The sequence below is a fragment of the Parvibaculum sp. genome, assembly GCF_035511255.1.
In the GTDB taxonomy this organism is placed as follows: Bacteria; Pseudomonadota; Alphaproteobacteria; order Parvibaculales; family Parvibaculaceae; genus Parvibaculum.
The window spans coordinates 1-24,652 of record NZ_DATKFR010000420.1 but is presented as its reverse complement, the minus strand read 5'-3'; the positions used below and the strand labels follow the sequence as shown (position 1 = coordinate 24,652).

28 protein-coding genes and 1 tRNA gene are annotated in these 24,652 nt (G+C 63.5%); 7 read left to right on the top strand and 22 right to left on the bottom strand.

Annotated elements, in window-relative coordinates:
- On the top strand, positions 1–422 hold a 422-nt coding region (locus VMR03_RS15975; protein WP_325406957.1), incomplete at its 5' end, for an ATP-binding cassette domain-containing protein.
- A 3-nt stretch (positions 423–425) separates the two neighbouring features.
- On the opposite strand, the gene VMR03_RS15970 is transcribed toward VMR03_RS15975, so the two are convergent.
- The 3 genes from VMR03_RS15970 to VMR03_RS15960 all read right to left on the bottom strand — a co-directional run bounded on the left by VMR03_RS15970 (position 426) and on the right by VMR03_RS15960 (position 3,180).
- Positions 426–1,292, bottom strand: coding sequence for a C40 family peptidase (locus VMR03_RS15970; protein ID WP_325406955.1), 867 nt, complete (start codon positions 1,290–1,292; stop codon positions 426–428).
- A complete protein-coding gene (locus tag VMR03_RS15965; protein WP_325406953.1) occupies positions 1,289–1,639 on the bottom strand; it encodes a MarR family transcriptional regulator in 351 nt (116 codons plus the stop codon). Before VMR03_RS15965 ends, VMR03_RS15970 begins: the two co-directional genes overlap by 4 nt.
- Positions 1,640–1,800: 161 nt before the next feature.
- On the bottom strand, positions 1,801–3,180 hold the full coding sequence (locus VMR03_RS15960) for a leucyl aminopeptidase family protein (protein WP_325406951.1): 1,380 nt from the start codon (positions 3,178–3,180) through the stop codon (positions 1,801–1,803).
- Positions 3,181–3,279: 99 nt separating this feature from the next.
- Here VMR03_RS15960 and VMR03_RS15955 point away from each other — a divergent pair, with 99 nt between their 5' ends.
- On the top strand, positions 3,280–3,948 hold the full coding sequence (locus VMR03_RS15955) for a glutathione S-transferase family protein (RefSeq protein WP_325406949.1): 669 nt from the start codon (positions 3,280–3,282) through the stop codon (positions 3,946–3,948).
- 6 nt (positions 3,949–3,954) lie between these two features.
- Here the strand turns inward: VMR03_RS15955 and VMR03_RS15950 are convergent, their stop codons facing one another.
- Positions 3,955–5,088 carry a TAXI family TRAP transporter solute-binding subunit gene (locus tag VMR03_RS15950; RefSeq protein WP_325406947.1) on the bottom strand — a complete coding sequence of 378 codons (1,134 nt, stop codon included), beginning with the start codon at positions 5,086–5,088 and terminating at the stop codon, positions 3,955–3,957.
- A 185-nt stretch (positions 5,089–5,273) separates the two neighbouring features.
- Between VMR03_RS15950 and VMR03_RS15945 the strand changes: the two genes are divergently transcribed.
- Positions 5,274–6,203: a tetratricopeptide repeat protein gene (locus VMR03_RS15945; protein WP_325406945.1), complete on the top strand. Its 930-nt coding sequence runs from the start codon at positions 5,274–5,276 to the stop codon at positions 6,201–6,203.
- Positions 6,204–6,243: 40 nt separating this feature from the next.
- Here VMR03_RS15945 and VMR03_RS15940 read toward each other — a convergent pair whose 3' ends face one another.
- From VMR03_RS15940 to VMR03_RS15870, 15 genes are all read right to left on the bottom strand, one after another.
- Positions 6,244–6,900 carry a glutathione S-transferase family protein gene (locus VMR03_RS15940; RefSeq protein ID WP_325406943.1) on the bottom strand — a complete coding sequence of 219 codons (657 nt, stop codon included), beginning with the start codon at positions 6,898–6,900 and terminating at the stop codon, positions 6,244–6,246.
- A gap of 23 nt (positions 6,901–6,923) precedes the next feature.
- The gene (locus VMR03_RS15935) at positions 6,924–7,334 is read right to left on the bottom strand and encodes an SRPBCC family protein (protein ID WP_325406941.1); all 411 of its coding nucleotides are present in this window, start codon (positions 7,332–7,334) and stop codon (positions 6,924–6,926) included.
- Positions 7,335–7,386: 52 nt separating this feature from the next.
- Positions 7,387–7,872, bottom strand: a complete 486-nt coding sequence (locus VMR03_RS15930) for a VOC family protein (RefSeq protein WP_325406939.1) — start codon at positions 7,870–7,872, stop codon at positions 7,387–7,389.
- Positions 7,873–7,902: 30 nt separating this feature from the next.
- Positions 7,903–8,346: an SRPBCC family protein gene (locus tag VMR03_RS15925; protein WP_325406938.1), complete on the bottom strand. Its 444-nt coding sequence runs from the start codon at positions 8,344–8,346 to the stop codon at positions 7,903–7,905.
- A 37-nt stretch (positions 8,347–8,383) separates the two neighbouring features.
- Positions 8,384–8,995: a TetR/AcrR family transcriptional regulator gene (locus VMR03_RS15920; protein WP_325406936.1), complete on the bottom strand. Its 612-nt coding sequence runs from the start codon at positions 8,993–8,995 to the stop codon at positions 8,384–8,386.
- Between the two features lie 153 nt (positions 8,996–9,148).
- Positions 9,149–10,117 carry a type II secretion system F family protein gene (locus VMR03_RS15915; RefSeq protein ID WP_325406935.1) on the bottom strand — a complete coding sequence of 323 codons (969 nt, stop codon included), beginning with the start codon at positions 10,115–10,117 and terminating at the stop codon, positions 9,149–9,151.
- 23 nt (positions 10,118–10,140) lie between these two features.
- Positions 10,141–11,124, bottom strand: coding sequence for a type II secretion system F family protein (locus VMR03_RS15910; protein WP_325406934.1), 984 nt, complete (start codon positions 11,122–11,124; stop codon positions 10,141–10,143).
- Between the two features lie 10 nt (positions 11,125–11,134).
- Entirely contained in the window at positions 11,135–12,595 is a 1,461-nt protein-coding gene (locus tag VMR03_RS15905) for a CpaF family protein (protein WP_325406932.1), read from the bottom strand.
- A gap of 17 nt (positions 12,596–12,612) precedes the next feature.
- Entirely contained in the window at positions 12,613–13,890 is a 1,278-nt protein-coding gene (locus VMR03_RS15900) for an AAA family ATPase (RefSeq protein ID WP_325406931.1), read from the bottom strand.
- Entirely contained in the window at positions 13,887–14,591 is a 705-nt protein-coding gene (locus VMR03_RS15895) for a CpaD family pilus assembly protein (protein ID WP_325406929.1), read from the bottom strand. Before VMR03_RS15895 ends, VMR03_RS15900 begins: the two co-directional genes overlap by 4 nt.
- Before the next feature lie 17 nt (positions 14,592–14,608).
- Positions 14,609–16,030: a type II and III secretion system protein family protein gene (locus tag VMR03_RS15890; protein ID WP_325406928.1), complete on the bottom strand. Its 1,422-nt coding sequence runs from the start codon at positions 16,028–16,030 to the stop codon at positions 14,609–14,611.
- A gap of 5 nt (positions 16,031–16,035) precedes the next feature.
- Positions 16,036–16,830, bottom strand: coding sequence for a Flp pilus assembly protein CpaB (gene cpaB / locus VMR03_RS15885; protein WP_325406926.1), 795 nt, complete (start codon positions 16,828–16,830; stop codon positions 16,036–16,038).
- A 76-nt stretch (positions 16,831–16,906) separates the two neighbouring features.
- The gene (locus VMR03_RS15880; RefSeq protein WP_325406925.1) at positions 16,907–17,422 is read right to left on the bottom strand and encodes an A24 family peptidase; all 516 of its coding nucleotides are present in this window, start codon (positions 17,420–17,422) and stop codon (positions 16,907–16,909) included.
- A 227-nt stretch (positions 17,423–17,649) separates the two neighbouring features.
- Positions 17,650–17,814: a Flp family type IVb pilin gene (locus tag VMR03_RS15875; RefSeq protein WP_325406923.1), complete on the bottom strand. Its 165-nt coding sequence runs from the start codon at positions 17,812–17,814 to the stop codon at positions 17,650–17,652.
- A 363-nt stretch (positions 17,815–18,177) separates the two neighbouring features.
- On the bottom strand, positions 18,178–18,933 hold the full coding sequence (locus tag VMR03_RS15870) for a cyclic nucleotide-binding domain-containing protein (protein ID WP_325406922.1): 756 nt from the start codon (positions 18,931–18,933) through the stop codon (positions 18,178–18,180).
- 158 nt (positions 18,934–19,091) lie between these two features.
- On the opposite strand from VMR03_RS15870, the gene VMR03_RS15865 reads away from it, so the two are divergent.
- Entirely contained in the window at positions 19,092–19,577 is a 486-nt protein-coding gene (locus VMR03_RS15865; RefSeq protein ID WP_325406920.1) for a pilus assembly protein N-terminal domain-containing protein, read from the top strand.
- Between the two features lie 48 nt (positions 19,578–19,625).
- Here the strand turns inward: VMR03_RS15865 and VMR03_RS15860 are convergent, their stop codons facing one another.
- A complete protein-coding gene (locus VMR03_RS15860) occupies positions 19,626–20,960 on the bottom strand; it encodes a pilus assembly protein (RefSeq protein ID WP_325406918.1) in 1,335 nt (444 codons plus the stop codon).
- Positions 20,961–21,105: 145 nt separating this feature from the next.
- Positions 21,106–22,401 carry a TadE/TadG family type IV pilus assembly protein gene (locus tag VMR03_RS15855; protein ID WP_325406917.1) on the bottom strand — a complete coding sequence of 432 codons (1,296 nt, stop codon included), beginning with the start codon at positions 22,399–22,401 and terminating at the stop codon, positions 21,106–21,108.
- Positions 22,402–22,646: 245 nt separating this feature from the next.
- Between VMR03_RS15855 and VMR03_RS15850 the strand changes: the two genes are divergently transcribed.
- Both VMR03_RS15850 and VMR03_RS15845 read left to right on the top strand, forming a co-directional pair.
- Entirely contained in the window at positions 22,647–23,153 is a 507-nt protein-coding gene (locus tag VMR03_RS15850) for a TadE/TadG family type IV pilus assembly protein (RefSeq protein WP_325406915.1), read from the top strand.
- Between the two features lie 11 nt (positions 23,154–23,164).
- Positions 23,165–23,731, top strand: a complete 567-nt coding sequence (locus VMR03_RS15845) for a TadE/TadG family type IV pilus assembly protein (protein ID WP_325406914.1) — start codon at positions 23,165–23,167, stop codon at positions 23,729–23,731.
- Between the two features lie 230 nt (positions 23,732–23,961).
- On the opposite strand, the gene VMR03_RS15840 is transcribed toward VMR03_RS15845, so the two are convergent.
- Positions 23,962–24,051 (bottom strand) — tRNA-Ser (locus VMR03_RS15840).
- A 186-nt stretch (positions 24,052–24,237) separates the two neighbouring features.
- Between VMR03_RS15840 and VMR03_RS15835 the strand changes: the two genes are divergently transcribed.
- Positions 24,238–24,522: a hypothetical protein gene (locus VMR03_RS15835; protein WP_325406912.1), complete on the top strand. Its 285-nt coding sequence runs from the start codon at positions 24,238–24,240 to the stop codon at positions 24,520–24,522.
- The last annotated feature ends 130 nt before the right edge of the window (positions 24,523–24,652 follow it).

Sequence of the window (24,652 nt, the reverse complement as noted above, 5' to 3'; positions counted from 1 at the left end):
CCGTCGTTTCGGAAGCGCTGGAGGAAGTCGGGCTCGATCCCGCCATGCAGGATCGCTATCCGCATGAATTCTCCGGCGGCCAGCGCCAGCGCATCGCCATCGCGCGCGCCATGGCGCTGAAGCCCCGCTTCGTGATGCTGGACGAGCCGACCTCGGCGCTCGACATGTCGGTGCAGGCGCAGATCGTCGACCTGCTGCGCGAGCTGCAGCGCCGGCACAATCTCGCCTATCTCTTCATCAGCCACGATTTGCGCGTCGTGCGGGCGCTCGCCGACGACATCGTCGTGATGCGCGGCGGCAAGCTCGTCGAAAGCGGCACGGCGGACGAAATTTTCGACGCGCCGAAGAGCGACTACACGAAGGCGCTCCTCGCCGCCGCTTTCGATCTGCGTACCGCGCCCGCGGGCGTCGTCAACTCCTGAAGGTCACCGCCTCGGCAAGCGCCTGATTGTCGTTACATGGCCGGCCGTGCGGGAAATGCGCGACATGGCGATGTCGAGCCGCTCGATCACCACGCGCATCTGGAAGCCGCTTGCATGGATCATGCGCTCGGCATCGATCATGATGCCGACATGCCCTTTCCAGAAGACGAGATCGCCGCGTGCAAGCGTCGTGAAGTCGATCGGCTCGGGCAGGCGTTCGCCCAGCGTGGCCTCCTGCATGTCGGTGTCGCGCAAGGACGAGATGCCGGCGCGTTCGAGCGAGGCCTGCACGAGACCGGAGCAATCGACGCCCGAGCTCTCGCGCCCGCCCCAAAGATAGGGAACGCCGAGATGCTCTTCGGCGACGGCGACGAAGTCGCGCACGAAGGCTTCGACGGGCGCGAGATGCGCGGTGAAAATCCAGCCGCCGCGTTCGATCTCGCTGTAATCGCCGCGCGCGCCGACCACCCTCACCTTGGCGTTGAGGCCGAGCGGCGTCACCGGCCGGCTCTTCAGATCGGGGCGCGGATAGACGAAGGTCCGGAGCGCCGCCACGACATGGCTCGGGCGATAGGGACGCGGCGCAAGCGCCTTCACATCGACATAGCCGACATAATCGTCCTGCGCCGACTGGCCCCAGGCGAAGCCCGCCTTTTCCTCATAGACGCGGAAACTTTCGCCGAAGAGAAGCTGCGTGTCCATCGGCGCCTCGGCGTCGGGACGCGACAGCAGCGGCACGCAGGGCAGCTTCACCTGCCGGTCCTCGCCATCGACGAAGCGCGCCGCCTTCACCTCGCCGCGCAGATAGGCGGCGGCGAGATCGTCGCGATAGGGATTGATGCGGCGATCGGGGCCGCTTGCGCGGCTCATGCGTCGAGTCTCCCGGCGACGTCAGTGACGAGGTCGGCAAAGTCGCGCAAGAAGATGGAGCCTTTGACGGTACGCTGCACGAGCACGTTGCGACGGTCTGCCTCGTCGCGCTTGCGCTTCAGAAGATCGAGCTGGCCGAGTGTGTCGAGGGCGCGCGTGATCGCGGGCTTCGAGACATTGAGAAGGCCGGCGAGGCCGCGCACGGTGTGCGGCGGCGGCGTCAGATAGACGGAAAGCAGGATCGCGAGCTGACGTGAGGAAAGGTCGGGCCCATCACGCCGGACCGTTTCCAGGACCACGTCCTGCCACAGCGCAAGTGCCTGCACCGGCTTCAACTCCAGCGTCATCGCTTCTGCCCCACCGGCCTCTCGGCCCCCACACCGTTTCGGTCCCGGTTCAGTCTAGAGACGTATCGCCAAAGCTGTAAACGGCCAGTTGATGGACCTCGTCCTTCGAGACGGCGCTATCGCGCCTCCTCAGGGTGGAGGTTTAAATCAGCCTTCACCCATCAGCCTCGCGTTCCGAAGCGGCGCTTCAACACGGCGTAAAGCGCTCGGATGGCCTGCGCCTCGCCGCCGACCGGCCGACCGGGCTTGGCCTTGGGCGCCCAACCATAGACGTCGAAATGGACCCAGGCCTTCGCATTGCCGACGAAGCGGCGCAGGAAGAGCGCCGCCGTGATCGACCCGGCAAAACCGCCTTCGCCCGCATTGTTGACATCGGCGATCTTGCTGTCCATCCAGCCGTCGTAAGGCTGCCAGAGCGGCATGCGCCAGAGCGGATCGGCTTCGGAGGCCGCCGCGTCCGCAATTTCGGCGGCGAGCACATCGTCATCGGTATAGAAAGGCGGAAGATCCGGCCCGAGCGCGGTGCGCGCCGCGCCGGTGAGCGTCGCCATGTCGATCAGGATGTCCGGCGTTTCGGTATCGGCTTCGGCCAGCGCATCCGCGAGCACGAGGCGGCCTTCGGCATCCGTGTTGCCGATCTCGACGGTGAGACCCTTGCGGCTCTTCAGGATGTCGCCCGGACGGAAGGCGTCGCCGGAGACGCTGTTCTCGACGGCCGGGATCAGCACGCGAAGCCGGATGTCGAGCTTGCCGCCCATGACGAGGGCCGCGAGCGCCAGCACGTTGGCGGCGCCGCCCATGTCCTTCTTCATCAGCAGCATGGCGCTCGACGGCTTCAGGTCGAGCCCGCCCGTATCGAAGCAGACGCCCTTGCCGACCAGCGTCACCTTCGGCGCATCGGCGCGGCCCCACGTAAAGTCGATGAGGCGCGGTGCGACGGCGGCGGCCCGACCGACGGCATGGATCAACGGATAATTGCGCGCCATCAACTCGTCGCCCTCGATGACGCTCGCCTTCGCCTCATAGGCGCGGGCGAGCGACAGCGCCGCCTCGGCAAGATCGGCGGGACTCATGTCGTTGGTCGGCGTGTTGATGAGATCGCGGACCAGGAAGATCGCACGCGCGATGCGGCTCACCTCTTCGCCGTCGACGCCGTCCGGCAGGACGAGGCGCGGATATTCGCGCGTCTTGCCGCTGTAACGCGTGAAGCCGTAGGTGCCGAGCGCGAAGCCGAGCGCCGCCTTGTCCGCGGCGGCGAGAGTGCCGACCAGCCGATAGGTCTGAACCGGCAGCGTCGTCGCGAGCGCGCCTGTGACGAAAGGATCCGAACCGTCGCCGAGGCCGAGGATCGCACCTGAAAGCCCGCCCGACCCGTCCGGCAGCAGCAGCACCTTGCCGGCTTCCGCCTTGAAGCCCGAGGTCTCGACCCAGGCGGCACCCGCGCCGGCATGTTCGGCCGTCCAGGCCGTCAACTCCGAACCGCGCACCGGCCAAACCGGCGTCGCGGCGGCATCCTTCTTCGTGACGAAAATATCGAGCATGACAAATCCATAAGGACATCGCATCGATGCCGCCGAAACCTTATAGAGTGGGAAGAAACCCCGCAACGGGCGTGGGGTGGCAAGACGCTGGAGGGCCGCATGCAGGATTTCGAACTCGTCATCGGCGACAAGAACTGGTCGACATGGAGTCTCAGGCCCTGGATCGCGATGAAGGTCGCCGGCATTCCCTTCCGCGAAACGCCCGTCCGGCTTCGGCGAGACGACACAAAGGCCCAGGCGCTCCGTCATTCGCCGTCCGGCCTGGTGCCGGCGCTCAAATGGGACGGGAACGTCATCCCGGACTCGCTCGCGATCTGCGAGACGCTGGCCGACTTCTTCCCGGAAAGGAAACTCTGGCCCGAGGACAGGCTCGCCCGCGCGATGGCGCGGAGCGCGGCCTGCGAGATGCATTCGGGCTTCATGGATCTCCGCCGCGACATGCCGATGGACATCGTCAACCGCTATCCGGGCGAGGGGCACAGCGAAGGCGCGCTCGCCCATGCGCGGCGGATCGTCGACATCTGGCGCTCCCTGCGCCATCGTTTCGGGCGGACCGCGGCGCGCGACGAGGGCTTCCTTTTCGGCGCCTTCACGATCGCCGATGCGATGTATGCGCCGGTCGTGACGCGCTTCAGAACCTATGGCGTCGATGTCGCCGCACTCGGCGACGACGGTGCCGCCAAAGCCTATATGGACGCGCTCCTGGCGCTTCCGGCTTTTCTCGAATGGGAAGAAGGCGCAAGGCGCGAGATGGCGGCGCGCGGCTGACAAAGCCTATTTCGCCGGCAACACGCCTTCCTCGCGATAGAAGCGCGCGGCGCCCTCGTGAAGCGGGATCGGCAGGTTCGCGACGGCGTTCATCATCACGCCGCGCCGCATGGCCTCTTCCATCGCCCTGTCGCGCTTTTTCGGCGGGCGCGGCATGTCGTCATAGGCCGGCAGAAGCTCACGGTTGCCCGGCTCGAAAAGCGCCCGCGTCAGGTCCCGGACGAGATCGGGATCGGCCGAGGCATTGCAGACCCAGACGGCGTTGACGGCCAGCGTGTCGAAGCCGGGGCTGAGACGATAGACATCGGCCGCAACATGCAGCGGGCTCAGATCGCGACGGTCGGCGACGAGCTTTGTCGCCGCGTCTCCGTCGATTGCAATGAGGTCGACGGTTCCCCGATTGGCGAGATCGGCTACGCGCGGATCGGGTGCGCCGGCGATCAGAAAAAACGCGTCGAGTTGACCGCGCAGCATCAATTCCGCGGCGCGCTCCGGCTCCTCGCGCAGGATATCGACGTTTCGCGAGGTGAGGCCGTAGGCGCGCAGGATGGAGAGCGCAATGTCGGCGTTCTCGGACTCCTTGCCGCCGATCGCAATTCGCTTTCCCTTGAGGTCGCCGAAGACGCGGATATTGGCGCCGCGGCTCGCCACCAGATGGACGGCCTCGCGCGAAATGCCGGCGATCGCCCTGAGATTGGTGAAGCGCTTCTCGCCGCGGAACGGACCCGTCGCCCGGCGAGCCTCGTCGAGGGTCGTCGACTGAATGAGGGCGGAGGCGAAATGGCCGGCGCTGACGGCGCGCACATTGGCGACCGAGCCGGCCGAGGATTTGACCACCGCGAGCAGGCCTTCGACGCCGCAAGGGCTCGCAGGCTCGCAAGGACCGGCATCCGGCGGCCGACTGATGATTGCCGCAATCCGCCGTCCGAGGCCGAAATACGGGCCGTCCGAAGCCCCCGTTCCGATCTGGAAGAAGGTGATCTTCTCCGTCTCCTGATCGAGCGTCACCGGCGCCCGCAGGTAGAGCAGAACGAGAAATCCCGCAAGCATGCCCGCCGCGATGCCGCCGACGACCCAGCGGGCCAGCGGATGCTTGACGGCTTCGCTCATCCGCGACTTCAGGCCGGACCAGAACATCATCCGCAAGGGCCTCCTCCAGAGGTCATTCTAGGCAGGGCGCCTGGTCCGGCGAAAGAGCCGGAAGGCCAAAGCCGTCCGAAAAGCGAGGCAATCCGCCGTCGGTTATAATTAAGGTTTTCTTGAGAGGTGCTGCCCCAGAATGGCGGATAACGGAACGTCCACCACAGACGGGACGCACGGGATCCATGGTCGATATAGAAACATCCAAACCGCGCCGCCGGCATGCCGGGCTTCTTATGGCCTCGACGGCGCTCGCCGCGCTGCTCGCACTTGGCGGTTGCGCCAGCACGCCGCCCTCCACCGCTGCCGGCGCCGGAACCGGCGCACGGGCCGCCGGCGACAATACGACCGCCACGACCACCATCGCCACCGACAATGAGGCGCTGAAAAACGCCGCGATCACCTCCACCAAGACGCAGGACTACATCGCGGCCGCCGCCTATTGGGGCAATCTCTACGATCGCAATCCGGACGACGCGGAAACGGCTGTCGCCTATTCCCGCGCCCTTCGCCAGATCGGCTCGATCGAGCAGGCCGGGACGGTGATGCAAAGAGCCCAGGCGCTTCACGGCGACAACGGCCCGGTGCTCGCCGAATACGGCAAGGTTCTCACCGCGAGCGGCCGGCCCGATCAGGCGCTCATCCCGCTCGGCCGCGCCGAGACGCTCGCCCCCAAGGACTGGACCGTGTTGTCCGCCCAAGGCGTCGCCCTCGACCAGATGGGCCGCTTTGCCGAGGCCCAGACGAAATACAAGACGGCGCTCCAGATCGACGCGGGCAATCCCTCCGTGCTGACCAATCTCGGCCTCTCCTATGCGCTGCAGGGCGATCTCGATCGGGCCGAGCTGACGCTGAGGCAGGTCGTGTCCGATCCGCGCGCGACGGCGCGGGCGCGTCAGAACCTCGCCGTAGTCCTCGGGCTCAAGGGAAATTTCGACGAGGCAGCGCGCGTCGCGCGATCCGATCTTCCGCCGGACGTCGCGGCCAACAACATCGCCTATCTGCGCGAAATGCTGACGCAGCCCGCCCTCTGGAAACAGATGGAGCAACTCGACAAGCGATCCGGCGAGCAGGTCTCCTCCATGCCGCCCTCGACGACGACGTCGCTTCCCTGAACCCCGTTACCTCGCTCTGCCGCGCATCCGGGACCGGTCTTTATTCGCCAGTCGATGGCTTGCCGGCGAAAGCTGCCAATTGCGCCTCGAACGCCCGCTTGAAGGCGGGGCGCGCTTCGCCGCGGACGACATAGGCGGAGAGGTTCGGATATTCGTCCAGCATGTCCGAGCCCTTCAGCCTGAGCAGCACATGCACCATCAGCAGGTCTCCGGCACTGAAGGCGCCATCGAGCCAATCGGAATCGCCAAGGTGGTTGGAAAGATCGTCCAGCCGCTTTCGGATATTGCCTGCGAGAACATTCTGCCGATGCTCGAACCAGGGCTCCTCGCGTTCGATGATCGCAGCGATGGCGCGCTCGAAGATCGGCGGCTCCACCGTGTCGAGCGCGGCAAACATCCATGCGATCGCGCGCGCCCGGGCATTCGCGTCGTCCGGCAGCAGGGCGCGATGGCGCTCCGCGATGTGGAAGACGATCGCGCCCGACTCGAACAGCGCGAGATCGCCGTCCTCATAGGTCGGAATCTGCCCGAAGGGATGAAGCGCGCGATGCGCGGCTTCCTTCATCTCGCCGAACGACAGAAGTCGAACGTCGTAGGACTGGCCGACCTCCTCGAGCGCCCAGCGAACGCGCATGTCGCGCGCCAGCCCCCTGCCGCCGTCGGGCGACCGTTCGAAGGCGGTGATGAGGGGCGTCATCGGACGGCTACCCTATGGACCCGTCATGCCTCGACATGACGTTTGAAGCTGTCGAGGATGGACTGCCAACCCGCGCGTTGCTGCTCGACAGGGTTTTCGGTCTCCACATCGAAGGTGACGCCGACGCGAACCCCCTCGCGGCTGGGCGAGAATTCGATCCGCGCGCGGCGGTCGCCGAATTCATATTCGATCAGCCTATGCGGCTCGATCTTCGTGTAGGTGCCTTCGAAGTCGAAACCCATGCTGCCGTCCCTGGCTTCCATGCGCGAGCAGAAGAGCCCGCCCTCGCGCAAGTCCACCGTCGCGCGCGGCGTGTGCCAGTCATCCGAGGCGGTGTTCCACCGCACGATGTCCTCGGGCGTCGTATAGGCATTCCAGACCCGCTCGACGGGTGCCTTCACGATGGTTTCCACGGTGATTGTCTGCTGGCTCATCTGTCTGTCTTCCGTTTCGAAAAAATGATAGGCGGGAAATTCATCCCGCCGCCTATGCTCGCTTTGCCGCGGCGGCCTCGAGTGTGGCGATGTCGATCTTCCGCATCGTCATCATCGCGTCGAAAACGCGCTTCGCCTCGGCGCGGTCGGAACTCGTCGTCAGTGCCAGCAGCCGCGCCGGCGTGATCTGCCAGGAGAATCCCCAGCGGTCCTTGCACCATCCGCAGGCGCTCTCTGTGCCTCCATTCGCGACGATGGCGTTCCAGTAGCGGTCGGTCTCTTCCTGATTTTCGGTGACGACCATGAAGCTGACGGCTTCGTCCGGCGTGAAATTCGAGCCGCCATTGAGGCCGACGAACCGCCGCCCGAGTACCGTAAATTCGACGGTCAGCTCCCGGCCTTGCTGCCCGCCGGGATAATCGCCGGGCGCGGCATTCGCCCGGCCGACATGACTGTCGGGAAAAGTCGCCGCGTAAAACGCGGCCGCCTTGCCAGCTTCGCCGTGGTCGAACCACAGGCAGGTCACTAACTCAGTCATCTACATCTCCTTGCGTCGCTTGCGAGCGCGCTATTGATTGATCTCCGGCTCCACGAGTTTTGCGAGCTTGTGCAGGGAGTCCTGCCATCCGAGGTAGCAGGCCTCTGTCGGAATCATGTCCGGTATGCCCGCCTGTTCGATATTGATCTCGGTGCCGACCGAAACGGGTTTCAACGTGACGGTGACACGCATCTCGCCCGGCATGTTGGGATCGTCGAACTTGTCCGTGTAGACCAGCCGCTCTCCCGGCACGAGCTCGACATAGGTGCCACCGAAGGAATGGCCGTCGCCCGTCGTGAAGTTGCGGAAGGACATCCTGTGGCGACCGCCCACTTTCGCATCCAGCTCGTGTACGGTGCAGACGAATCCGTAAGGCGGGAGCCAGCTCGCCATGGCGTCGCTCTCCACAAAAGCGCGATAGACCTTTTCCGGCCTGGCCGCGATCACGCGATGGAGTCGGATCGTATTGGGCATGTCATTCTCCCTCTGATTTGCTCTGACGGCTGACGTTCTATTTTTCCGGACTGAAAAGCAGTTCCAGGTACCGGATGAGGTGATCGATGCTGTCGGCGGCGATCTCCGCTCCGCCTTTCGCCTTGGCGAGAATGAAAGACCCCTGGAGGACGGCCTGGGTGTGAAGCGCAAGCGACCTGGGCGTCCAGTCGGGACTCATGCCCCGCTCCCGCATCGCCGCCTCGATATCGGCCTCCAGCGTCGCGGCATGGCCGCTGATGCTGCGGTCGCAGGCATCGCGAATGGCCGGAGCCGTTTCGTAAGTTTCCTGCACCATGGTGCCGACGAGACAGGTGAACTCGGGCACACCGCCTTGCAGCAGCTCCTTGCGGAAGGCGACATAGCCGAGGATGCGTTCGAGCGGATCGGAATGATCGTGATAGGGCGCTTTGGCGAACATGGCGCCGGTCGTTTCCGACCAATGCTCCGCGGCGGCAACGCCGAGAGCCTCCTTGCTCTTGAAGTGGTGGAAGAACGCGCCCTTGGTGACGCCGGCGGCCGCGCAGAGCTCGTCGACCGTGGTCGCCGAATAGCCCTTGGTCCTAATGACGGACAAGGCAGCGTCCAGAAGCTTCGTCTTCGCATCGGGTTTTGCAGCGGTTCCAGACATGGCGTCCTCCGTTGAGCCCGTACATACCAACTAGTTGGTATGTTGTCAATCGACGGAATCCTGCCGCTTTCGGCGACCGGCGGAGAGCCAATCGCGCCGCCGACAAACCAGGATCATTTTCCCGAGGTGAGCCGCCGTCTCCGCCCCGCCTGCTCAACCAAGGCCGAAGACCTTGATCGCCGCGGGGCCGAGAATGACGAAGAAGAGGACCGGCAGAAAGAAAGAGATCATCGGCACGGTGAGCTTCGGCGGAAGGGCGGCGGCCTTCTTTTCGGCGGCGGCCATGCGCATGTCGCGGTTCTCCTGCGCCATGACGCGCAGTGCCGTACCGAGCGGCGTACCGTAGCGTTCGGCCTGTGTGAGGCTCATGACCACCGCCTTGACGCCGGGAAGGCCGGTACGGCTGGCGAGATTTTCATAAGCCTTGCGGCGTTCCTGCAGATAGGAAAGCTCCGCGGTCGTCACGGTCAGCTCTTCGGCGAGTTCGACCGATTGGCTGCCGATCTCGGCCGCCACCTTGGCGAAGGCGGCCTCGATCGACATGCCGGATTCGACGCAGATCAGCAGGAGGTCGAGGGCGTCGGGGAAAGCCTTGGTAATCGATTCCTGCCGACGCGCGATGACGTTCTGCACGAAGAGGTTCGGCAGATAGAAGCCGAAAAAGGCGCCGCCCGCCGAGACGGCGATCCGGGCCATGGTGGCGAGGCCGAAACTGTTGACGAAATAGAGATAGCCGAGCACGACGAAGAAGAGGATCGGCGGCATCACGAAGCGGAAGAAGATGAATGTGTAGATCGGCCCCTGGCCACGGAAGCCGGCCTGGCGGAGCTTCTCCTTGATGACCTCGTTCTCGAGCATCCGGCCGCGCGCGAAGCGCTCCACGATGTCCTTCATGAAGCCCTTGGGCGTCTGCCGCAGACGGCTCTTTTCGATCTGCATCTGCTCACGGTGCCGCTGACGCAGGGCTTCGCGCTCGGTCGCGGCCGCCTTCATGCGGGCGCCGAGCTTGTCGGTCTCGAGGAGCGGCATCGCAAGCGTCAGAATCGTTGCGAAAGCGGCAACGCCGACGAGCAGCATCACGCCTGTTTCGAGATTGAATGCGGATGCGATCAGGGAATACATGTCTTCGTTCTCGGCGTCCGTCGTCAGAAATTGAAATTGATCATCTTGCGCATGACGAGGATGCCCATGAGCATCCAGAAGAGTCCGCCGACGATGATCATGTTGCCGGGACGCGTCGTGATCAGGGGATCGAGATAACTCGGCGCCGTGATGTAAAGCATCGCCATGACGCCCGGAGGCAATGCGCCAATGATCGCGGCCGAGGACTTCGCTTCCTGCGACATCGCAATGATCTTTCCGCGCATCTTCTTGCGGTCGCGCAGCACCTTCGAGAGATTGCCGAGGGCTTCGGCGAGGTTGCCGCCCGTCTTCTGCTGGATCGAGATCACGATCTGGAAGAAGTTGACCTCGGCGAGCGGCATGCGCTCATAGACCTTGGCGAGCCCCTGTTCGATGGTCACGCCGATGCGCTGCCCCTCGACGAGATCGCGGAATTCGGTGCGCACGGGCTCGGAGGCCTCGGTCGCAATGATCTTCAGGCAATCGTTGAGCGGCAGACCGGCCTTGACGCCGCGCACGATGACGTCGATCGAGTTGGCGAATTCCTCCAGAAAAGCCTTCTGGCGGCGCGAAATCAGGAAGGAGAGAACCCAGCGCGGCAGACCGAGACCGCCTGCAAAGCCGGCGCCGATGCCGACGAACGGCGAATAGCCGAACAGCATGACCAGCGCGGCGAAGACGAGGCCCGAGATGGCGCTCAGCATATAAAAATTTCGCGGCGTGAGGTCGAGGCCGGCGCGCTCGATCTTCAGCCGGAGCGTGACCTTCTTCTGCTCCTTCTGCTTTTCCTCGAGCGTTTTCAGCGTTTCCTGAACCTGCTTGCGCCGCTTGTCTCCGCTATCGATATCGACCTCCGCGGTGCGTCGCTTGCTGCGATCGGCACCGGCCACCTGCGCCATGCGCTTGGAACTCTTCGTATCGCGGCCGACGAAGACGAAGCCGATACCGCCGATGCAGAGCGCCGCGAGAAGCGCGATGCCGAAAATGAGGAGCGTCGATTTGTCCATGATGCGATCCTCAACCCTGCGCGCGGTCGAGCGCGGCGGCGAGGGCGTGATGCTGGTTGTAGTAGCGGGCGCGCTCCCAGAAGGCGGGCCGGGCGATGCCTGTCGACTTGTGCTTGCCCTTGAGCTTGCCGGTCTCGTCCTCGCCCTCGATGTCGTAGACGAAGAGGTCCTGGGTGATGATGACGTCGCCTTCGGTGCCGAGAACCTCGGTGATGTGCGTGATGCGGCGCGAGCCGTCGCGCAGGCGGGCCGCCTGGATGACGATGTCGATCGAGCCGGTGATCATGTCTCGGATGGTCTTGGACGGCAGGTTATAACCGCCCATCGTAATCATGCTTTCGAGACGCGACAGGGCTTCGCGCGGGCTGTTCGCGTGGAGCGTGCCCATCGAACCGTCATGGCCGGTGTTCATCGCCTGAAGAAGGTCGAAGGCCTCGGGTCCGCGGACCTCGCCGACGATGATGCGTTCGGGACGCATGCGCAGACAGTTGCGCACGAGTTCCGTCATGGTGATCTGGCCCTGCCCCTCGAGATTCGGCGGCCGCGTTTCGAGACGCACCACATGCGGCTGCTGAAGCTGCAGTTCGGCCGCGTCCTCGCAGGTGATGACGCGTTCATCGACGTCGATGAAGGCGGTGAGGCAGTTCAGCAGCGTCGTCTTGCCCGAGCCCGTGCCGCCGGAGATCAGAACGTTGCAGCGCACCTTGCCGATAATGCCGAGCACTTCGGCGCCCTCGGCCGAGATCGAGGCGTACTCGACCAGGTTCTTCATCGTCAGCTTGTCGCGGCGGAACTTACGAATGGTGAGCGCGGGGCCGTCGATCGCCAGCGGCGGCACGATGACGTTGACGCGGCTTCCGTCCGGCAGGCGCGCGTCGCAGATCGGGCTCGATTCATCAACGCGCCGGCCGACCTGGCTCACGATGCGCTGACAGATGTTCATCAGCTGGCTGTTGTCGCGGAAGCGGACGTTGGTCAGCTCGACCTTGCCGCTGACTTCGATGAAGGTGCGATCGGCGCCGTTGACCATGATGTCGGCGATGTCGTCGCGCGCAAGCAGCGGCTCGAGCGGTCCATAGCCCAGCACGTCGTTGCAGATATCCTGAAGCAGGGCTTCCTGCTCGGAAATCGACATGACGACATTCTTGATGGACAGGATCTCGTTGACGATGTCGCGAATTTCCTCGCGCGCGCTTTCGGCGTCGAGCTGCGCAAGCTGCGTGAGGTCGATCGTGTCGATCAGCGCGTTGAAGATCGTCGTCTTGATCTGGTAGTAGTTTTCCGAACGCTGGTCGGACGGTTTGGCGCGCGCAGGCGCGGTCGTCGCCGGAGTACGGGCGGCGGCGGCCGGTTTCGGCGGCGCTGCGACGGGCGCCGCCTCCGCCTTGGCTGCGGGGGCCGCGCCGGACGCAGGCGCGGGCGCCGCGGCCTTGCGCGGGGCAGGTTGGGTATCGTTGCGCCGTCCAAACACGCGTTACGCCTCCCGGTTCAGCCCTTGCGGGACAACCGCTTCAGGAATGGAAAGATCGACGAGTTCGCCTTTGCCGGCAGCGGCTGGCGGCCGCAGAGCTGCTTGGCGAGAAACCGGAGACCCTCGGTCGTTTTGCCCTTGGGGTCGAGTTCCTCGAGCATCTGGCCGTTGTTCGAAGCCGTGCCGAACAGGCCCGGGTTGAAGGGAAGAACCAGCGTCGGTTCGACGCCGATCGCCTCGGCAAAATCCTTCACCGGAATTTCCGGACGTTTCGGCACGCCGACCTGATTGATGACGACATGCGGCATGCCGTCATTGGCGCGCGTCTGCCTGGCAAGGTCGATGATGTTCTTGGTGTTCCGGAGGCTGGCGAGATCGGGTGTCGCCGTGATGACGATGTCGTCGGCCGAGAGCAGCAGCTTCTTCGTCCATGACGACCAGACATGCGGCAGGTCGACGACGACGCAGGGCACCGTCTCGCGCACGATCTCCAGCACGGATTCGTAGGCTTCGCTGTCCATGTCGAAATCGCGGTCGAGCACCGCCGGCGCGGCGAAGAGGCTTAGATGGTTCGAGCACTTGACGAGGAGTCTGTCGAGCAGCACGTCGTCCAGGCGTTCGGGCGACGTCAGGGCGTCGGCGATCCCCTGGGCCGGATCCTGATTGAAATCGAGCCCCGCCGTGCCGAAGGGAAGATCGAGATCGGTGATGATGACGTCTTCCTGCATGCGGGTCGAAATGCACCAGCCGACGTTGTGCGCGATCGTGCTCGATCCCGTGCCGCCCTTTGCGCCCATGAAGGCGATCGAGCGGCCGATGGGCGGCGCGTCGGGATCGGCATAGAGGCGCGAGACAGCCTCGATGATCTGCATCGGCTGAAGCGGCGTCACCAGATATTCGTTGACGCCCTGGCGGATCATTTCGCGATAGACCGAGACGTCGTTCAAATGCCCGACGACGACGACCTTGGTGCCGGCGTCGCAGACCTCGGCGAGCGCCGCAAGATCGACGAAGAGTTCGGAACCGCCGAGCTTCGTCTCGACGAGAATGAGATTGGGCGTGCCGTTCGTCTGATACTGCTCGACGGCCGCCTTGATGCCGCCCATGTGAACCGTGAGATGGGCCTTGGCAAGACGACGATCCTCTCCCGCGCGCTGGATCGCGCTGCCCGTTTCCGGATATTCGCAGAAGGCATGGATCGTGATCCGCGGAACCGGCTTCATGACGGGCGACGGGCCTTCCTCGCCCGGCATCGGCGGTGCCTCGGTCGCCTGCTTGCGCGCTGCGTTACTCATTTGCTGACCTCGCTCACCGCTGCGGAATCGTGATCGTCGCGCTTGGTCGCGGTGATCTCACCCTGACGATATTTCTCGAAGACGGCCGTGGAGCGCTGCGCGTCTCTCGGCGTACTGTCCCGCGGCGTCACCAGATCCGCCGGATCGGCGACGAGGGCCGCGAGATTGTTCTGGCTGGCGCAGCCGAAATTGGGCGGCGTGCCGTTGTTCGGATCGCGGGCATAATCCGTCGACCAGTCGCCGCAGGCGCTCGGCGTCGCCACGTAGCGCTTGTAGGAGAGGATGATCGGCGCGTTCGCATCGGCGCCCGACGCCCGATAGGGCGTGTAATCGACGGCATCCGCCGGAACGCCCTTTTCGGACAGTGCATCGCGGATGTCGACGAGTACGTTCATCGCAGTCGTCGTATTGGGCGAGCCGGACGGCGTCGAAACTGTCAGCGGGCCATGCCCGCGCTCCTTGTACCCGGCCGCGAAAGCCGCCACCGCGCGGCGCTCGCCGTCGGTAAGCGCGGATTTGTCGCGCGGCGCGGAGACCGTCAGCGTCGGCACATCCTGTTCCACCGCGATCGGGTGGCGATAGCTCGGATCGTCGTTGGCCATCTCGACGCCGTTGAAGCCGCCGCAGCCGGCAAGCGAGAGGCCGAGCGCAAGCCCCATCGCTTGAGCCAGGAGACGGAAGATGGAAAGGTTTTTACGCATTTTATCCTCGGTTCCCATCAATCCACGACGAACCCGACAGGGCCCTGAAGCTTCTTGTCCGTCGGCGCATTGCCATTCGCGCCGTAGGTGGCGTTCAGCCTGCCCATCAGGACGGTGTCCATGTCGCTCGCCGGCGCAAAGCCGTCGGTCGGGAGCGCGATGTTCTTGCGGTTCGTCGGATCGACGACATAGGGCGTGACGACGACCACCAGTTCGGTTTCGTTCTTCTGGTAGTCGCGGCTGCGGAAAAGCGCCCCCAGAACCGGGATATCCTTCGCACCCGGCACGCCGTCGATGTTCTGCTTGGTCTTGTTCGAGAGCAGACCCGCCATCACCAGCGATCCGCCGGACGGCAGTTCGAGCGTCGTCTCCGCGCGCCGGACCTTGAGGGCCGGGACGGTAAAGTTGTTCTGGGTGATCTGGCCTTCCGTCGTCAGTTCGCTGACCTCGGTCGATATCTTGAGGCTGATGCGCCCTTCGCTCAGCACCACGGGCGTGAAGGCGAGGCCGACGCCGAAGGGCTTGTAGCTCACGGTGATGTTGCCCTGGTCGTCCTTTGAAACCGGAATCGGGAACTCGCCACCGGCGAGGAACTTCGCTCCTTCACCCGAAATCGCGGTCAGCGTGGGCTCGGCCAGCGTGCGAACGAGACCGTCTTCCTCCAGCGCCTTCAGCGTCGTGCCGATCGTCGTTCCACCGGCCTGAATGCCCGAGCCGGAGGTCGAAAGACCGCCCAGCAGTCCACCTTGAATGGAGAAGGGGTTGGAGGTGGCAACGTTCAGAAGCCCGCCATCCGCCGCCGACAGGTCTATGCCGAGCTGCTTGATGATGTTGCGCTGCATTTCCGCGACGGTCACCTTCAGCATGACCTGCTGCTTGCCTTCGACGGCCAGCATGTTCAGCACCTGCGTCGATTTGTCGACGAAACGCTCGGCAAGATCGCGTGCCTTGTCCGCGTCGGCGGCATTGGCGACGGATCCCGACAGAACGATGTGATCGTTCATCGCCTGCACATCGACGTGAGCGTCGGGGAAATATTGACGCAGCGCGGCGCGCAGCCCCGAGAGGTCGCGCTCGACGCGGATTTCGAGGTTCAGAATTTGCTGGCCCTTGTCGTTGAAGAAAAAGGCGTTGGTCTGGCCGACCGCGAGTCCGATGAGATAGGTCCGCGTCGGTGTCCGCACGACCGCGTCGACAATCTTCGGATTGGAAACGAGAACGTCGCGTGCCGCGACCGGCAGTTCGACGATGGCCGCCTTGTCGAGCCCGAGCACGATCGAGCGCGACTGCTTGCTCACGCCGCCCTGGTCGATCTTCACGTAATCGGCGCCGCCCGTTGCGGCGCTCGCCGGCATCGACAGGACGCAAGCGGCCAGAAACGTCGCGAGAAGCCCGCCCGCACGCAGAATATTCATGATCTTGCCTGTGCCCAAACGCATGACGGCTACCTCACCCGAACTATTTTTTCGACGCCGTAGCGCACGACCCGGACGGTTGCGCCCTCGGTCTTGGCGGTATCGGGATCGACATCCGTCTGCTCCGCATTCGCCAGGCTGCGCAAAGCCAGGGAGATGTTGCCCTGCGCCTGCGCCACCGCGATGTTCTCGGCTTGTGTCGGCGTGAGTTCGAGCGTCGCCGTCTTGCCGATGGCAACCTGATCGCCGTCTTCCTTGAAACGCTGGTCGACGGCGAGAACCCGCACGTTGCTCAGGATCGTCTCGCCGGCAATACCTTCCGCTCCGCCGGAACTCTCGGTCTCGCCGACCTTGCGTGTCAGAATGACGTCGACCCGGTCATTGGGAAGGATGAACCCGCCCGCGCTCGTCTCCGGCGCAATCGAGATCGCGACAGCGCGCTTTCCCGGCGCGATCAGGGCCGACATGAACCCGCCATTCTTCAGATCGACCAGCTTTGCCTCGACGATGGGCTCTCCATTGGTGATCGAACTCCGGGTGATGTTGCCCGTCAGCATCCCGATGGCGTCCGGTCGCGCATCCTTCGTGATGAGTTCGGGCGCGAGCGGCGCCGATGCGGGCCAGGACTGCCAGCGCAGGACGCCAGGGGTGATCTTCACGCCCCGGTCGATATTCGTCGAGGCGACGAGAACTTCCTTCGTGGGCACCGCGACGGCGACCTCGACCGGCTCCGGCTTGCTCGAAACGAGTCCGCGCGCCAGCAGCGCCGCCAGGCCGGCGGCGACGATCGCCAAAATCAGAACTCCGATGCGTGCGCCGTTCACGTCACATTCCTTTCATCCGACGGAAAGCCGTTCCGTCACGTCGGCCGCCACCCGGTCTTCGGGCGACGCCCGTCTTTCATCCCAGTGCGACAGCCATCCGGAAAAGATCCGTCTCCGGAAAAATCAGAAGTCCCGCCGCAGCCAGCGCCAGACCGTAGGGAACGCCTTCCTTGCGGTCGTGAAGCCGCGCCAGCCAGCTCACGCGAAAGAGAAAGGCCGGCAGCGGCATGGTGCGGTAGAAGAGGATCGCCACGGTCAGTCCACCGCCGAGGATGGTGGCGACGAGCAGGTAGGGCAGCGCCTGAGTCCAGCCGACCCAGAGAGAGGCCGCCGCGACGAGTTTGGCGTCGCCGCCGCCGATCCAGCCCATGCTGAAAAGGCCCATGCCGACGAGCAGGAGCGCAAAGCCCGCCGACGCATGTCGCGCGATCTCCCCAAGCGGCATGCCGACGAGAACCGCCGCGAGGAAAAACGCCAGCGCAAGACCGAGCGTCAGCCAGTTCGGAATGGTCATGGTCGTCAGATCGCGGATGCCCGCGAAGATCATCGCGGCCGCGAAAAGGACGATCGGCAATGTGCTCAGCAAGAACATGCCCTGTCTTCCGTTTGGCCGATCGGCGGCGAATGCCGATCAACTGGTTCTGTTCATTCGGGATTTTGGGGGCAAGACCGTAAATTTGGCGTAAACGGCGGTGTCCATTGGTAAACGGTTCGTTAAAGACAAAGCCGCCAGACCCGTCACCGGATCTGGCGGCTTGCTGTAGCCTATCGTGTTCGACGGGAGCTAAAGAGATGCGCCCGCCAGGCCGGACAAGCTGATTACTTCAGCTTGGAATCGATCGCGGTGAACTTCGCGGTCAGATCGGTACCGATCGTGGTGACGATCGTCGCGATGGCGACGGCGATACCGGCGGCGATGAGACCGTATTCGATGGCGGTCGCGCCCGATTCATTCTTCGCGAAAACTTTCAGAAACTGACCCATGATGAGTCTCCTTCACATGTGACTTCTCGACAGCACCAACTCCACGGCCTTGCCGGGAGAGCCCTTGTGGACTGACGAGGAGCCTAGAACCACACCCTTACTCGATTACTAACGAAGCGAAGCGTTTTACCTGCAACTCGATGTGTATTCATGTAGAATTGTTCATTTTATTGTATTCACGATGTATTCGAGGCATATTCTCACGTAATACTTCTTACTTCGCGGGCGCGCTCAAGACATCGCTTTTGGAAAATGGTTACTGGCGGGTTAAGGGCGACGCGATTACGCGCCGACGGCCGCCGCACGATCAAGCCGAAACGGGCGTTTCCGATCGAAGATCTGGAGAAGGCGGGAATTTGCCCGTCAACGGGTTCCGCAGAGACCGCGAAGCGAGGCTTCGTTCTTGATCCTCAACCCCGGGTAATCGCGCTCGGCGATATCGAGACGCACCAGTTCGGCGATGGCGGCGGCGACGACTTCTTCTGTGGTGGAGAGACGGTCCGCGAGCTCGCGGTGGCGCGGCAGGCGCGGCACGAAAAGGCCACCCTGCGCTTCGCCTGTTGCCCCTTGCGCGGGGCCGCGCGGTTCGGCGAGGGCAAGCAGTTCGGCATAGACGCGCTGCGCGCCTGTAGAGCCCGGACGGGTGTCCTCGGCCGTGCCGGCCGCCGCCTCCCGGGCGCGCAGGAGCTTTGCATACTGACAGAGCAGTGCGCGCGAAACGGATTCCTGCCGACCGAGCAATTCCGAAAAGCGCGCCTCGGGCAGCAGCGCGAGCAGCGTGTCGTCGCGGGCGATCGCCGTGAGATCGTCGTCGTCGAGACCCAGTATGCCGGTTTCGCCGAACTGGCCGCCTGCCTGGATGTCGACATAGGAGATGCGGCCATTGGGTCCGGTCGGACGGGCGAGCCTGATCGCTCCCGAGACGACGAACACGACCTCGCCCAGCGTTCCGCCTTGCCCTGCCGAGAAAACGACGTCGTTGCGGGCATAGGAGCGCCAATCGCATTCGGCGGCGAGGAGAGCCAGCTCCTTCGGCTCGAGATCGCCCAGGATGCGGATTCCGCGCAGGCTTCTCGCCTTGTCCGGGGACGAATGGGTCGACCGGTCCGTTCCGAACATTTGCACCTCCGATTGCAAGGTGAAATTAGGGTCGCGCGTCTTAAACAGCGGTAAAGAACGCATCCGCATTTACGGTCAACAAATCGTTCATTCCTTGGGCTTAGGCTTCACGTCAACAGACGGCGAACGGTTCGCCGCCGAAAGAGACGGCTTCACCCATGCCCTCACAATTTCGCGTCCCTCTTCGCATCCTCGCCGGCACCGCGCTCCTGCTCGGCTTCATTCAGGCGGCCGAAGCCGCCGAGTTCAAGGTCGAGTTGAACGAGCAGAAGGCGCTTCACCTTTCCGCGCCGGCGGCGACCGTCATGATCGGCAATCCGACGATCGCCGACGTGCGTGTGGAGAATGCGCAGACCGTCTATGTGCTTGGCCGGAGCTACGGCAAGACCAATTTCATCGCACTCGACGCGGCCGGCAAGCAGATCGCCAGCTTCGACCTCGCAGTCGTCGCGCCGTCGAGCGGCGTCGTGACGCTGATGCGCGGCACTGGCCAGTCTACCTATAGCTGCTCCCCGCGCTGCGAACCTACGGTCAACCCGAGCGACGATGCGGCGGCCTTCAATGCCGCCCTCGGACAGGGCTCGGCAACCGCCAACGCGGCCGGCGGCATCGCCGTCAGCACGGGCAACGAACATCCCAACTGATCTTTCTCTCTCTGCGAGAAATAAGGGCTCGCCGAAAGGCGGGCCTTTTTATTGGCTGATGCGGAGATTGGACAGAGACTGCGCAATGCTGGCGAAGACCGTCGTCAGCTGGCTCGCCGCCGTGACGCTGAAATACATGGTCGGGTCCGAAGCGCAATTTTTGAGCAAGGTCTCGTTTCCATCCATCACGCGCACCGTATAGACCTGAATGCCCGCATTCTTGATCGCGGTGCAAACGAGAGCCGTTCGCGCATCGGCGCCCGTGCAGTCGTTGCTGCCGTCGCATGTGCCGATCCCGCCGCGATAATAGGTGTTGTCGCCGTCGGTCAGAAAAACGAGCACCTTGTTGAGCTTCGTCGAATCCGCCGCCGCCGCGTTGGACAAGGTCGCCCCTTGCGTCAGCATCTGCCAGCCCCAGACGAGTCCGATTGTCGTGTTGGTCGCACCGCCGGCCGCCATCGCGTCGATTTCGGTGTTGAGCGACGTCCAGTCCGTCGTCAAGGGCGCGAGCTTCTGAAGGCTGCAGGAATTGTTGTAGGTATTGGAATTGTCGGCCGGATAGAGCGTCGCGGCGCTGCTCGTGGAGGGCAACGTCACGGCGATATCGTAGCTCTGGTCCCGGTCCGTCACGCAGCCGGCCCAACCCGATGTCGACACCGTTCTCGTATCTTGCGTGCAGGTCGTCGTCTTCTTCATGCCGACATATGTCGTCGTGCACGTCTGGGTCGGCAGATCCCATGTCCATTTGAGCCAGGTCGCACTCTTGTAGGTGCTGCCGACATTGACGTCGATCGTGAAGGGCACCACGGCAATCTTGACGTCGCCCGTCGTCACGGCGGAAGCCGACACGGTCGCGATCAGGTTCTTCGCCGCCGTCTTCAGCGTCGTGAGCTTGCTGCTCGACGACATGGATCCGGTATTGTCGAGGACCAGAGCCACTTCGAGCTTCTTGCCCATCTTGGTGATCTGGGAACTCGCCGAAATGTCGAGCGTGTCGATGCCCACGATACCCATGATCGAGGTCGGCATCGTCGCCGTCACGGTCAGATTCACGACATTGCCGCTTGTGCTCACCGAGACCGTGCCGGGTACGCCGATCTTGGCAGCGGGATAGTTCGCATTGAAATATGCCTGGGCGTTGGTCTGCATTTGCGCGGCGGTGAGACCGGTCATGCCGCCGATCGCGAGGCCTGCATCGTCCAGCGCCCGCGTCAGGCGCTGCTTGACGACAAAGGCCTGCGATATGTCGATCGCGGCGCCGACCGCCACGAGGATCGGGATCAGGGTCAGCGCGAAGATCACGGCATAATTGCCGCCGGTATCGTCACGCCAGCGGCGGAGAAACGCGACCGAACGGATGAATGAGAGAACTCGCCTCTGCATGATGGACGTTTCCGGGCACCGCCGGCCGATATGGCCCGCGTGATCGGCGTCATCCTGTTGGACGTCCGGTTAACGCGTCGTCAACTTTTCGTTTGAAACTGCACGGATCGGCTGCGACAGACTGCCCGTTTGCCAGCGGTTTTCGTTACTGGCTGATGCGCAGATTCGACAATGTCTGGGCGATCGTCTGGAACACGGTCGTCAGCTGGCTGGCCGCCGTGACGCTGAAATACATGCTCGCATCCGAGGCGCAGTTCTTCAGCAGCGTCGCATTCCCGTCCATCACGCGGATCGTATAGATCTGGATGCCGGCCGCCTTGACCTTGGTGCAGGCCGCCGACATCCGCGCGTCGATCGAGGAGGAGCTGGTGGTAAAGCGGTTCTCGGTGTTCTCACCATCCGTCAGGTAAACGATCACCTTGTTGAGCTTTTCCGGATTCGCGGCGGCCGCATTCGAGAGAACGGCGCCCTGCGTCAACATCTGCCAGCCCCAGACGAGGCCGATCGTCGTGTTGGTGTTGCCATTTGCGGCAAGGCTGTCGATCTTGCTCGAGAGCGTCGTCCAGCTCGAAGTGAGCGGCAACAAGGTCACCGGAGCGCAATCGTCATTGTCGGCTGGGTAGCGCGACGCGTCGGTCACCGTGATCGGCATGGTGGGCGCGATGTCATAGTCCTGATCGCGGTCGATGACGCAGCCCTGCCAGCTGTTCTTGCTGATCGAATAAGCCTTGTCCGTGCAGGTATAGGTCCAGCCGACAAAGCTGCAGGTCTGCGTCTTCGGCGTGGTCCATGTCCATTTCAGCCAGTTTTCGTTCTTGTAGGTCGTGCCCACATTGACGTCGACCGCGAAGGGAACGATCGCGACCTTGATGTCGCCGTCGGTACCGGCGGCGGCCTGCAAGGTCGTGAGAAGGCTCTTCGCCGCCGTCTTCAGCGTCGAAAGCTTGCTGCTCGATGCCATGGAGCCCGTCGTGTCGAGCACCAGCGCGACCTCGAGCTTCTTGCCCATTCTGGTGATCTGCGATTTCGCGGCGATATTCAGCTTCGGGATGCCGACCAGGCCCATGAGAGATGTCGGCATATCCGCATTCACCGTCAGATTGACGGTATTGTCGGTCGTGGTGACGCTGATCGTTCCCGGCACGCCGATTTTCGCCGCCGGATAGTTGGCGTTGAAATAGCTCTGCGCCATCGTCTGGATTTGAGCATTGGTCAGGCCCGTCTGACCGGCGACGGCAAGACCGGCCGCGTCGAGCGCCCGCGTCAGTCGCTGCTTCGTGACATAAGCCTGCGAGATATCGATCGCGCCGCCGATCGCGACCAGGATCGGAACCAGCGTCAGGGCAAAAATGATCGCGTAGTTGCCGCGCGTATCCGACATCCACCGGCGGAGAAAAACTCCCGGCTTGAGGTTCGTGCGTTGGGTCGAATATCTCGGCATCACGATCTCTATTGTTGAGCGGTCCCGGCCGTGGAGCGGGCAGGCCGGAGGCGATCCACATGACGTCGTTTGAAACATCAGTTTCACGTACTGAGAGTTAACGTGCCGTCAATATTCGGGGCGCACGATGGCGATCCGCGGGGCTCCGTGCCGCAAGTTCAAAGAGTGGAAATATCGGCAATTTGCCTTTAATTCGAAGCGAGCGGGCCATGACGCAAGACAGGACCTCCGGATCGGACGGATTGATGAGACGTTTCGCACGCGCGACGCGCGCGAGCGTGGCTGTCGAATTCGCGCTGACCGCGATCCCCTTCTTTGCGCTTCTCTTCGCGATCCTCGAGGCGGGAGTGATCTTCTTCGTCAATGCGACGATCGAGAACTCACTCAACGATGTCGGACGCCTCATCCGTACCGGTCAGGCCCAAACCGGCAGCATGACGCAGACTCAGCTCATCCAGAGAATCTGCGACAATGTCGTCCTCGTCTCGAACTGCACCGCCAACCTGAAACTCGACGTTAGAACCTATTCGACATTCGGCAGCGTCACCTTTCCGGCTGCGCTCGACGCCGACGGCAATATCGTCACGACATTGAAATTCGACATGGGCAATGCCGGCGACATCGTGCTGATCCGCGCCTTCTACAAATGGAGCGTCATGAGTCCGCTTCCGACCGGCCTCGCCAACAACTCGGGCAATACCCGTCTCATCCAGTCGAGCATCGCCTTCCGCAACGAGCCCTATACGTCCTGATGGTCACTCTCATGAGCAACGCACCGCACCGCACCGCCGAGTTGACGCCGAAAGGCGGGCTGCGCCGCTTCGGACGCGACGCGCGCGGTCTTGCCGCGGTCGAATTCGCGCTCATCGTGCCGCTGATGCTGACGCTTTATTTCGGCACGCTCGAAACATCCGACGCACTCACGGCCTCGCGCCGTGTCACCAATGTCGCGCAGACGGCGGCCGACCTCGTCGCCCAGGTGACGACCGTCAGTTCGTCGGACCTCACCGATATTTTCGCCGCCAGCACAGCAATTCTGACGCCCTTCGACACCAGTGCCGTGAAGATCACCATCTCCAGCGTCGTCGCTGACAGCAGCAACAAGACGACGGTCGCCTGGAGCAGCACCTACAAGGGCACGGCCCGTACCACGAACTCCGCGGTGACCCTGCCGACTGGCCTCACCACGGCCAATACCAGCGTCATCATGGCCGAAGTGACCTATACCTACACCTCGCCCATCGCGACCTTCATTACCGGCCCGATCGTCATGACGGAGACCGCCTATCTGCGTCCCCGCCGCTCGGTCACGGTCGCCAAGACCTCCTGACACGCCGGCGCGCAGGGCTAGGCCGCGGCCGACCCTGCCGTTAACCATCATTTCGTATCTTGTTGGTGCAAAACTGTCGCAGGAGAGAGGGGGCGGCGGCCGCTATCGGCATGTCCTCCCGTCTGCGGCTTCATGTTCGGCCTTAGAAGCGCGACCGGCGCTTTCGCCCGCGCGCCCGAACTCGGCTGGCCGACAGGTCATAACGTACTGAAAACATTGAAGAAGCGCTTTGGCGGAGGGAGTGGGATTCGAACCCACGTTACGGTTTCCCGCAAACACGCTTTCCAAGCGTGCGCCTTCAGCCACTCGGCCATCCCTCCGGCACGAACCGACTGAACAGCCGCTCGCGGCCGGCACTATACAAGAGGAGTTTGCTGAATCAACCAGCCCCGGCGGGTATTTACCGCCTTCGCCGCTGATGAGTGTGCTTGTTTGGGACAATGGTTGTCGCTACCGTCAGGTTTCGTGCTGACCAACCTTTCGCGTGGAGCTGGGGGGCTCTTGTCATGGTTCTGTTTCGACTTCTCGGACTGCTGCTGATCACGCTCGCACTGATGGCACTGGGTTCGGATGCTCTCAGGTCGCTTGAGGCCGGCAGTGTCCAGATCCGATCGCTGGCCGAACTCTGGGCCCTTCTGAGCCAGACCTCGCTCGACGCCTTCCTCGGCTGGATCGCCGCCCATGCCGCTGCGGTGTCGGGGCCGCTCAACACGGTGTTCAGCTATCCGGCCTGGGCCGTGCTCGGCGTCGTCGGCATCGTCATCGCCGGTCTCATCCGCCTGGCGCGCTGAATAGAGATCAAGCAAAAAGCCGCCTCTTCAAGAAAGAGGCGGCTTTTTTATTTGGTCCGTTCTTTTTGTCTTTGTCCCGGCGCCGTCAGTTCTCGTCCATCTTCAGGGCGGCGATGAAAGCATCCTGGGG

Bases quoted from the DNA above. Each gene is read 5' to 3' on its own strand.
- VMR03_RS15970 (WP_325406955.1), bottom strand. From the start codon at position 1,292: ATGAGCCGCGCAAGCGGCCCCGATCGCCGCATCAATCCCTATCGCGAC.
- VMR03_RS15965 (WP_325406953.1), bottom strand. From the start codon at position 1,639: ATGACGCTGGAGTTGAAGCCGGTGCAGGCACTTGCGCTGTGGCAGGAC.
- VMR03_RS15960 (WP_325406951.1), bottom strand. From the start codon at position 3,180: ATGCTCGATATTTTCGTCACGAAGAAGGATGCCGCCGCGACGCCGGTT.
- VMR03_RS15955 (WP_325406949.1), top strand. From the start codon at position 3,280: ATGCAGGATTTCGAACTCGTCATCGGCGACAAGAACTGGTCGACATGG.
- VMR03_RS15950 (WP_325406947.1), bottom strand. From the start codon at position 5,088: ATGATGTTCTGGTCCGGCCTGAAGTCGCGGATGAGCGAAGCCGTCAAG.
- VMR03_RS15945 (WP_325406945.1), top strand. From the start codon at position 5,274: ATGGTCGATATAGAAACATCCAAACCGCGCCGCCGGCATGCCGGGCTT.
- VMR03_RS15940 (WP_325406943.1), bottom strand. From the start codon at position 6,900: ATGACGCCCCTCATCACCGCCTTCGAACGGTCGCCCGACGGCGGCAGG.
- VMR03_RS15935 (WP_325406941.1), bottom strand. From the start codon at position 7,334: ATGAGCCAGCAGACAATCACCGTGGAAACCATCGTGAAGGCACCCGTC.
- VMR03_RS15930 (WP_325406939.1), bottom strand. From the start codon at position 7,872: ATGACTGAGTTAGTGACCTGCCTGTGGTTCGACCACGGCGAAGCTGGC.
- VMR03_RS15925 (WP_325406938.1), bottom strand. From the start codon at position 8,346: ATGCCCAATACGATCCGACTCCATCGCGTGATCGCGGCCAGGCCGGAA.
- VMR03_RS15920 (WP_325406936.1), bottom strand. From the start codon at position 8,995: ATGTCTGGAACCGCTGCAAAACCCGATGCGAAGACGAAGCTTCTGGAC.
- VMR03_RS15915 (WP_325406935.1), bottom strand. From the start codon at position 10,117: ATGTATTCCCTGATCGCATCCGCATTCAATCTCGAAACAGGCGTGATG.
- VMR03_RS15910 (WP_325406934.1), bottom strand. From the start codon at position 11,124: ATGGACAAATCGACGCTCCTCATTTTCGGCATCGCGCTTCTCGCGGCG.
- VMR03_RS15900 (WP_325406931.1), bottom strand. From the start codon at position 13,890: ATGAGTAACGCAGCGCGCAAGCAGGCGACCGAGGCACCGCCGATGCCG.
- VMR03_RS15895 (WP_325406929.1), bottom strand. From the start codon at position 14,591: ATGCGTAAAAACCTTTCCATCTTCCGTCTCCTGGCTCAAGCGATGGGG.
- VMR03_RS15890 (WP_325406928.1), bottom strand. From the start codon at position 16,030: ATGCGTTTGGGCACAGGCAAGATCATGAATATTCTGCGTGCGGGCGGG.
- VMR03_RS15880 (WP_325406925.1), bottom strand. From the start codon at position 17,422: ATGTTCTTGCTGAGCACATTGCCGATCGTCCTTTTCGCGGCCGCGATG.
- VMR03_RS15875 (WP_325406923.1), bottom strand. From the start codon at position 17,814: ATGGGTCAGTTTCTGAAAGTTTTCGCGAAGAATGAATCGGGCGCGACC.
- VMR03_RS15870 (WP_325406922.1), bottom strand. From the start codon at position 18,933: ATGTTCGGAACGGACCGGTCGACCCATTCGTCCCCGGACAAGGCGAGA.
- VMR03_RS15865 (WP_325406920.1), top strand. From the start codon at position 19,092: ATGCCCTCACAATTTCGCGTCCCTCTTCGCATCCTCGCCGGCACCGCG.
- VMR03_RS15860 (WP_325406918.1), bottom strand. From the start codon at position 20,960: ATGCAGAGGCGAGTTCTCTCATTCATCCGTTCGGTCGCGTTTCTCCGC.
- VMR03_RS15855 (WP_325406917.1), bottom strand. From the start codon at position 22,401: ATGCCGAGATATTCGACCCAACGCACGAACCTCAAGCCGGGAGTTTTT.
- VMR03_RS15850 (WP_325406915.1), top strand. From the start codon at position 22,647: ATGAGACGTTTCGCACGCGCGACGCGCGCGAGCGTGGCTGTCGAATTC.
- VMR03_RS15845 (WP_325406914.1), top strand. From the start codon at position 23,165: ATGAGCAACGCACCGCACCGCACCGCCGAGTTGACGCCGAAAGGCGGG.
- VMR03_RS15835 (WP_325406912.1), top strand. From the start codon at position 24,238: ATGGTTCTGTTTCGACTTCTCGGACTGCTGCTGATCACGCTCGCACTG.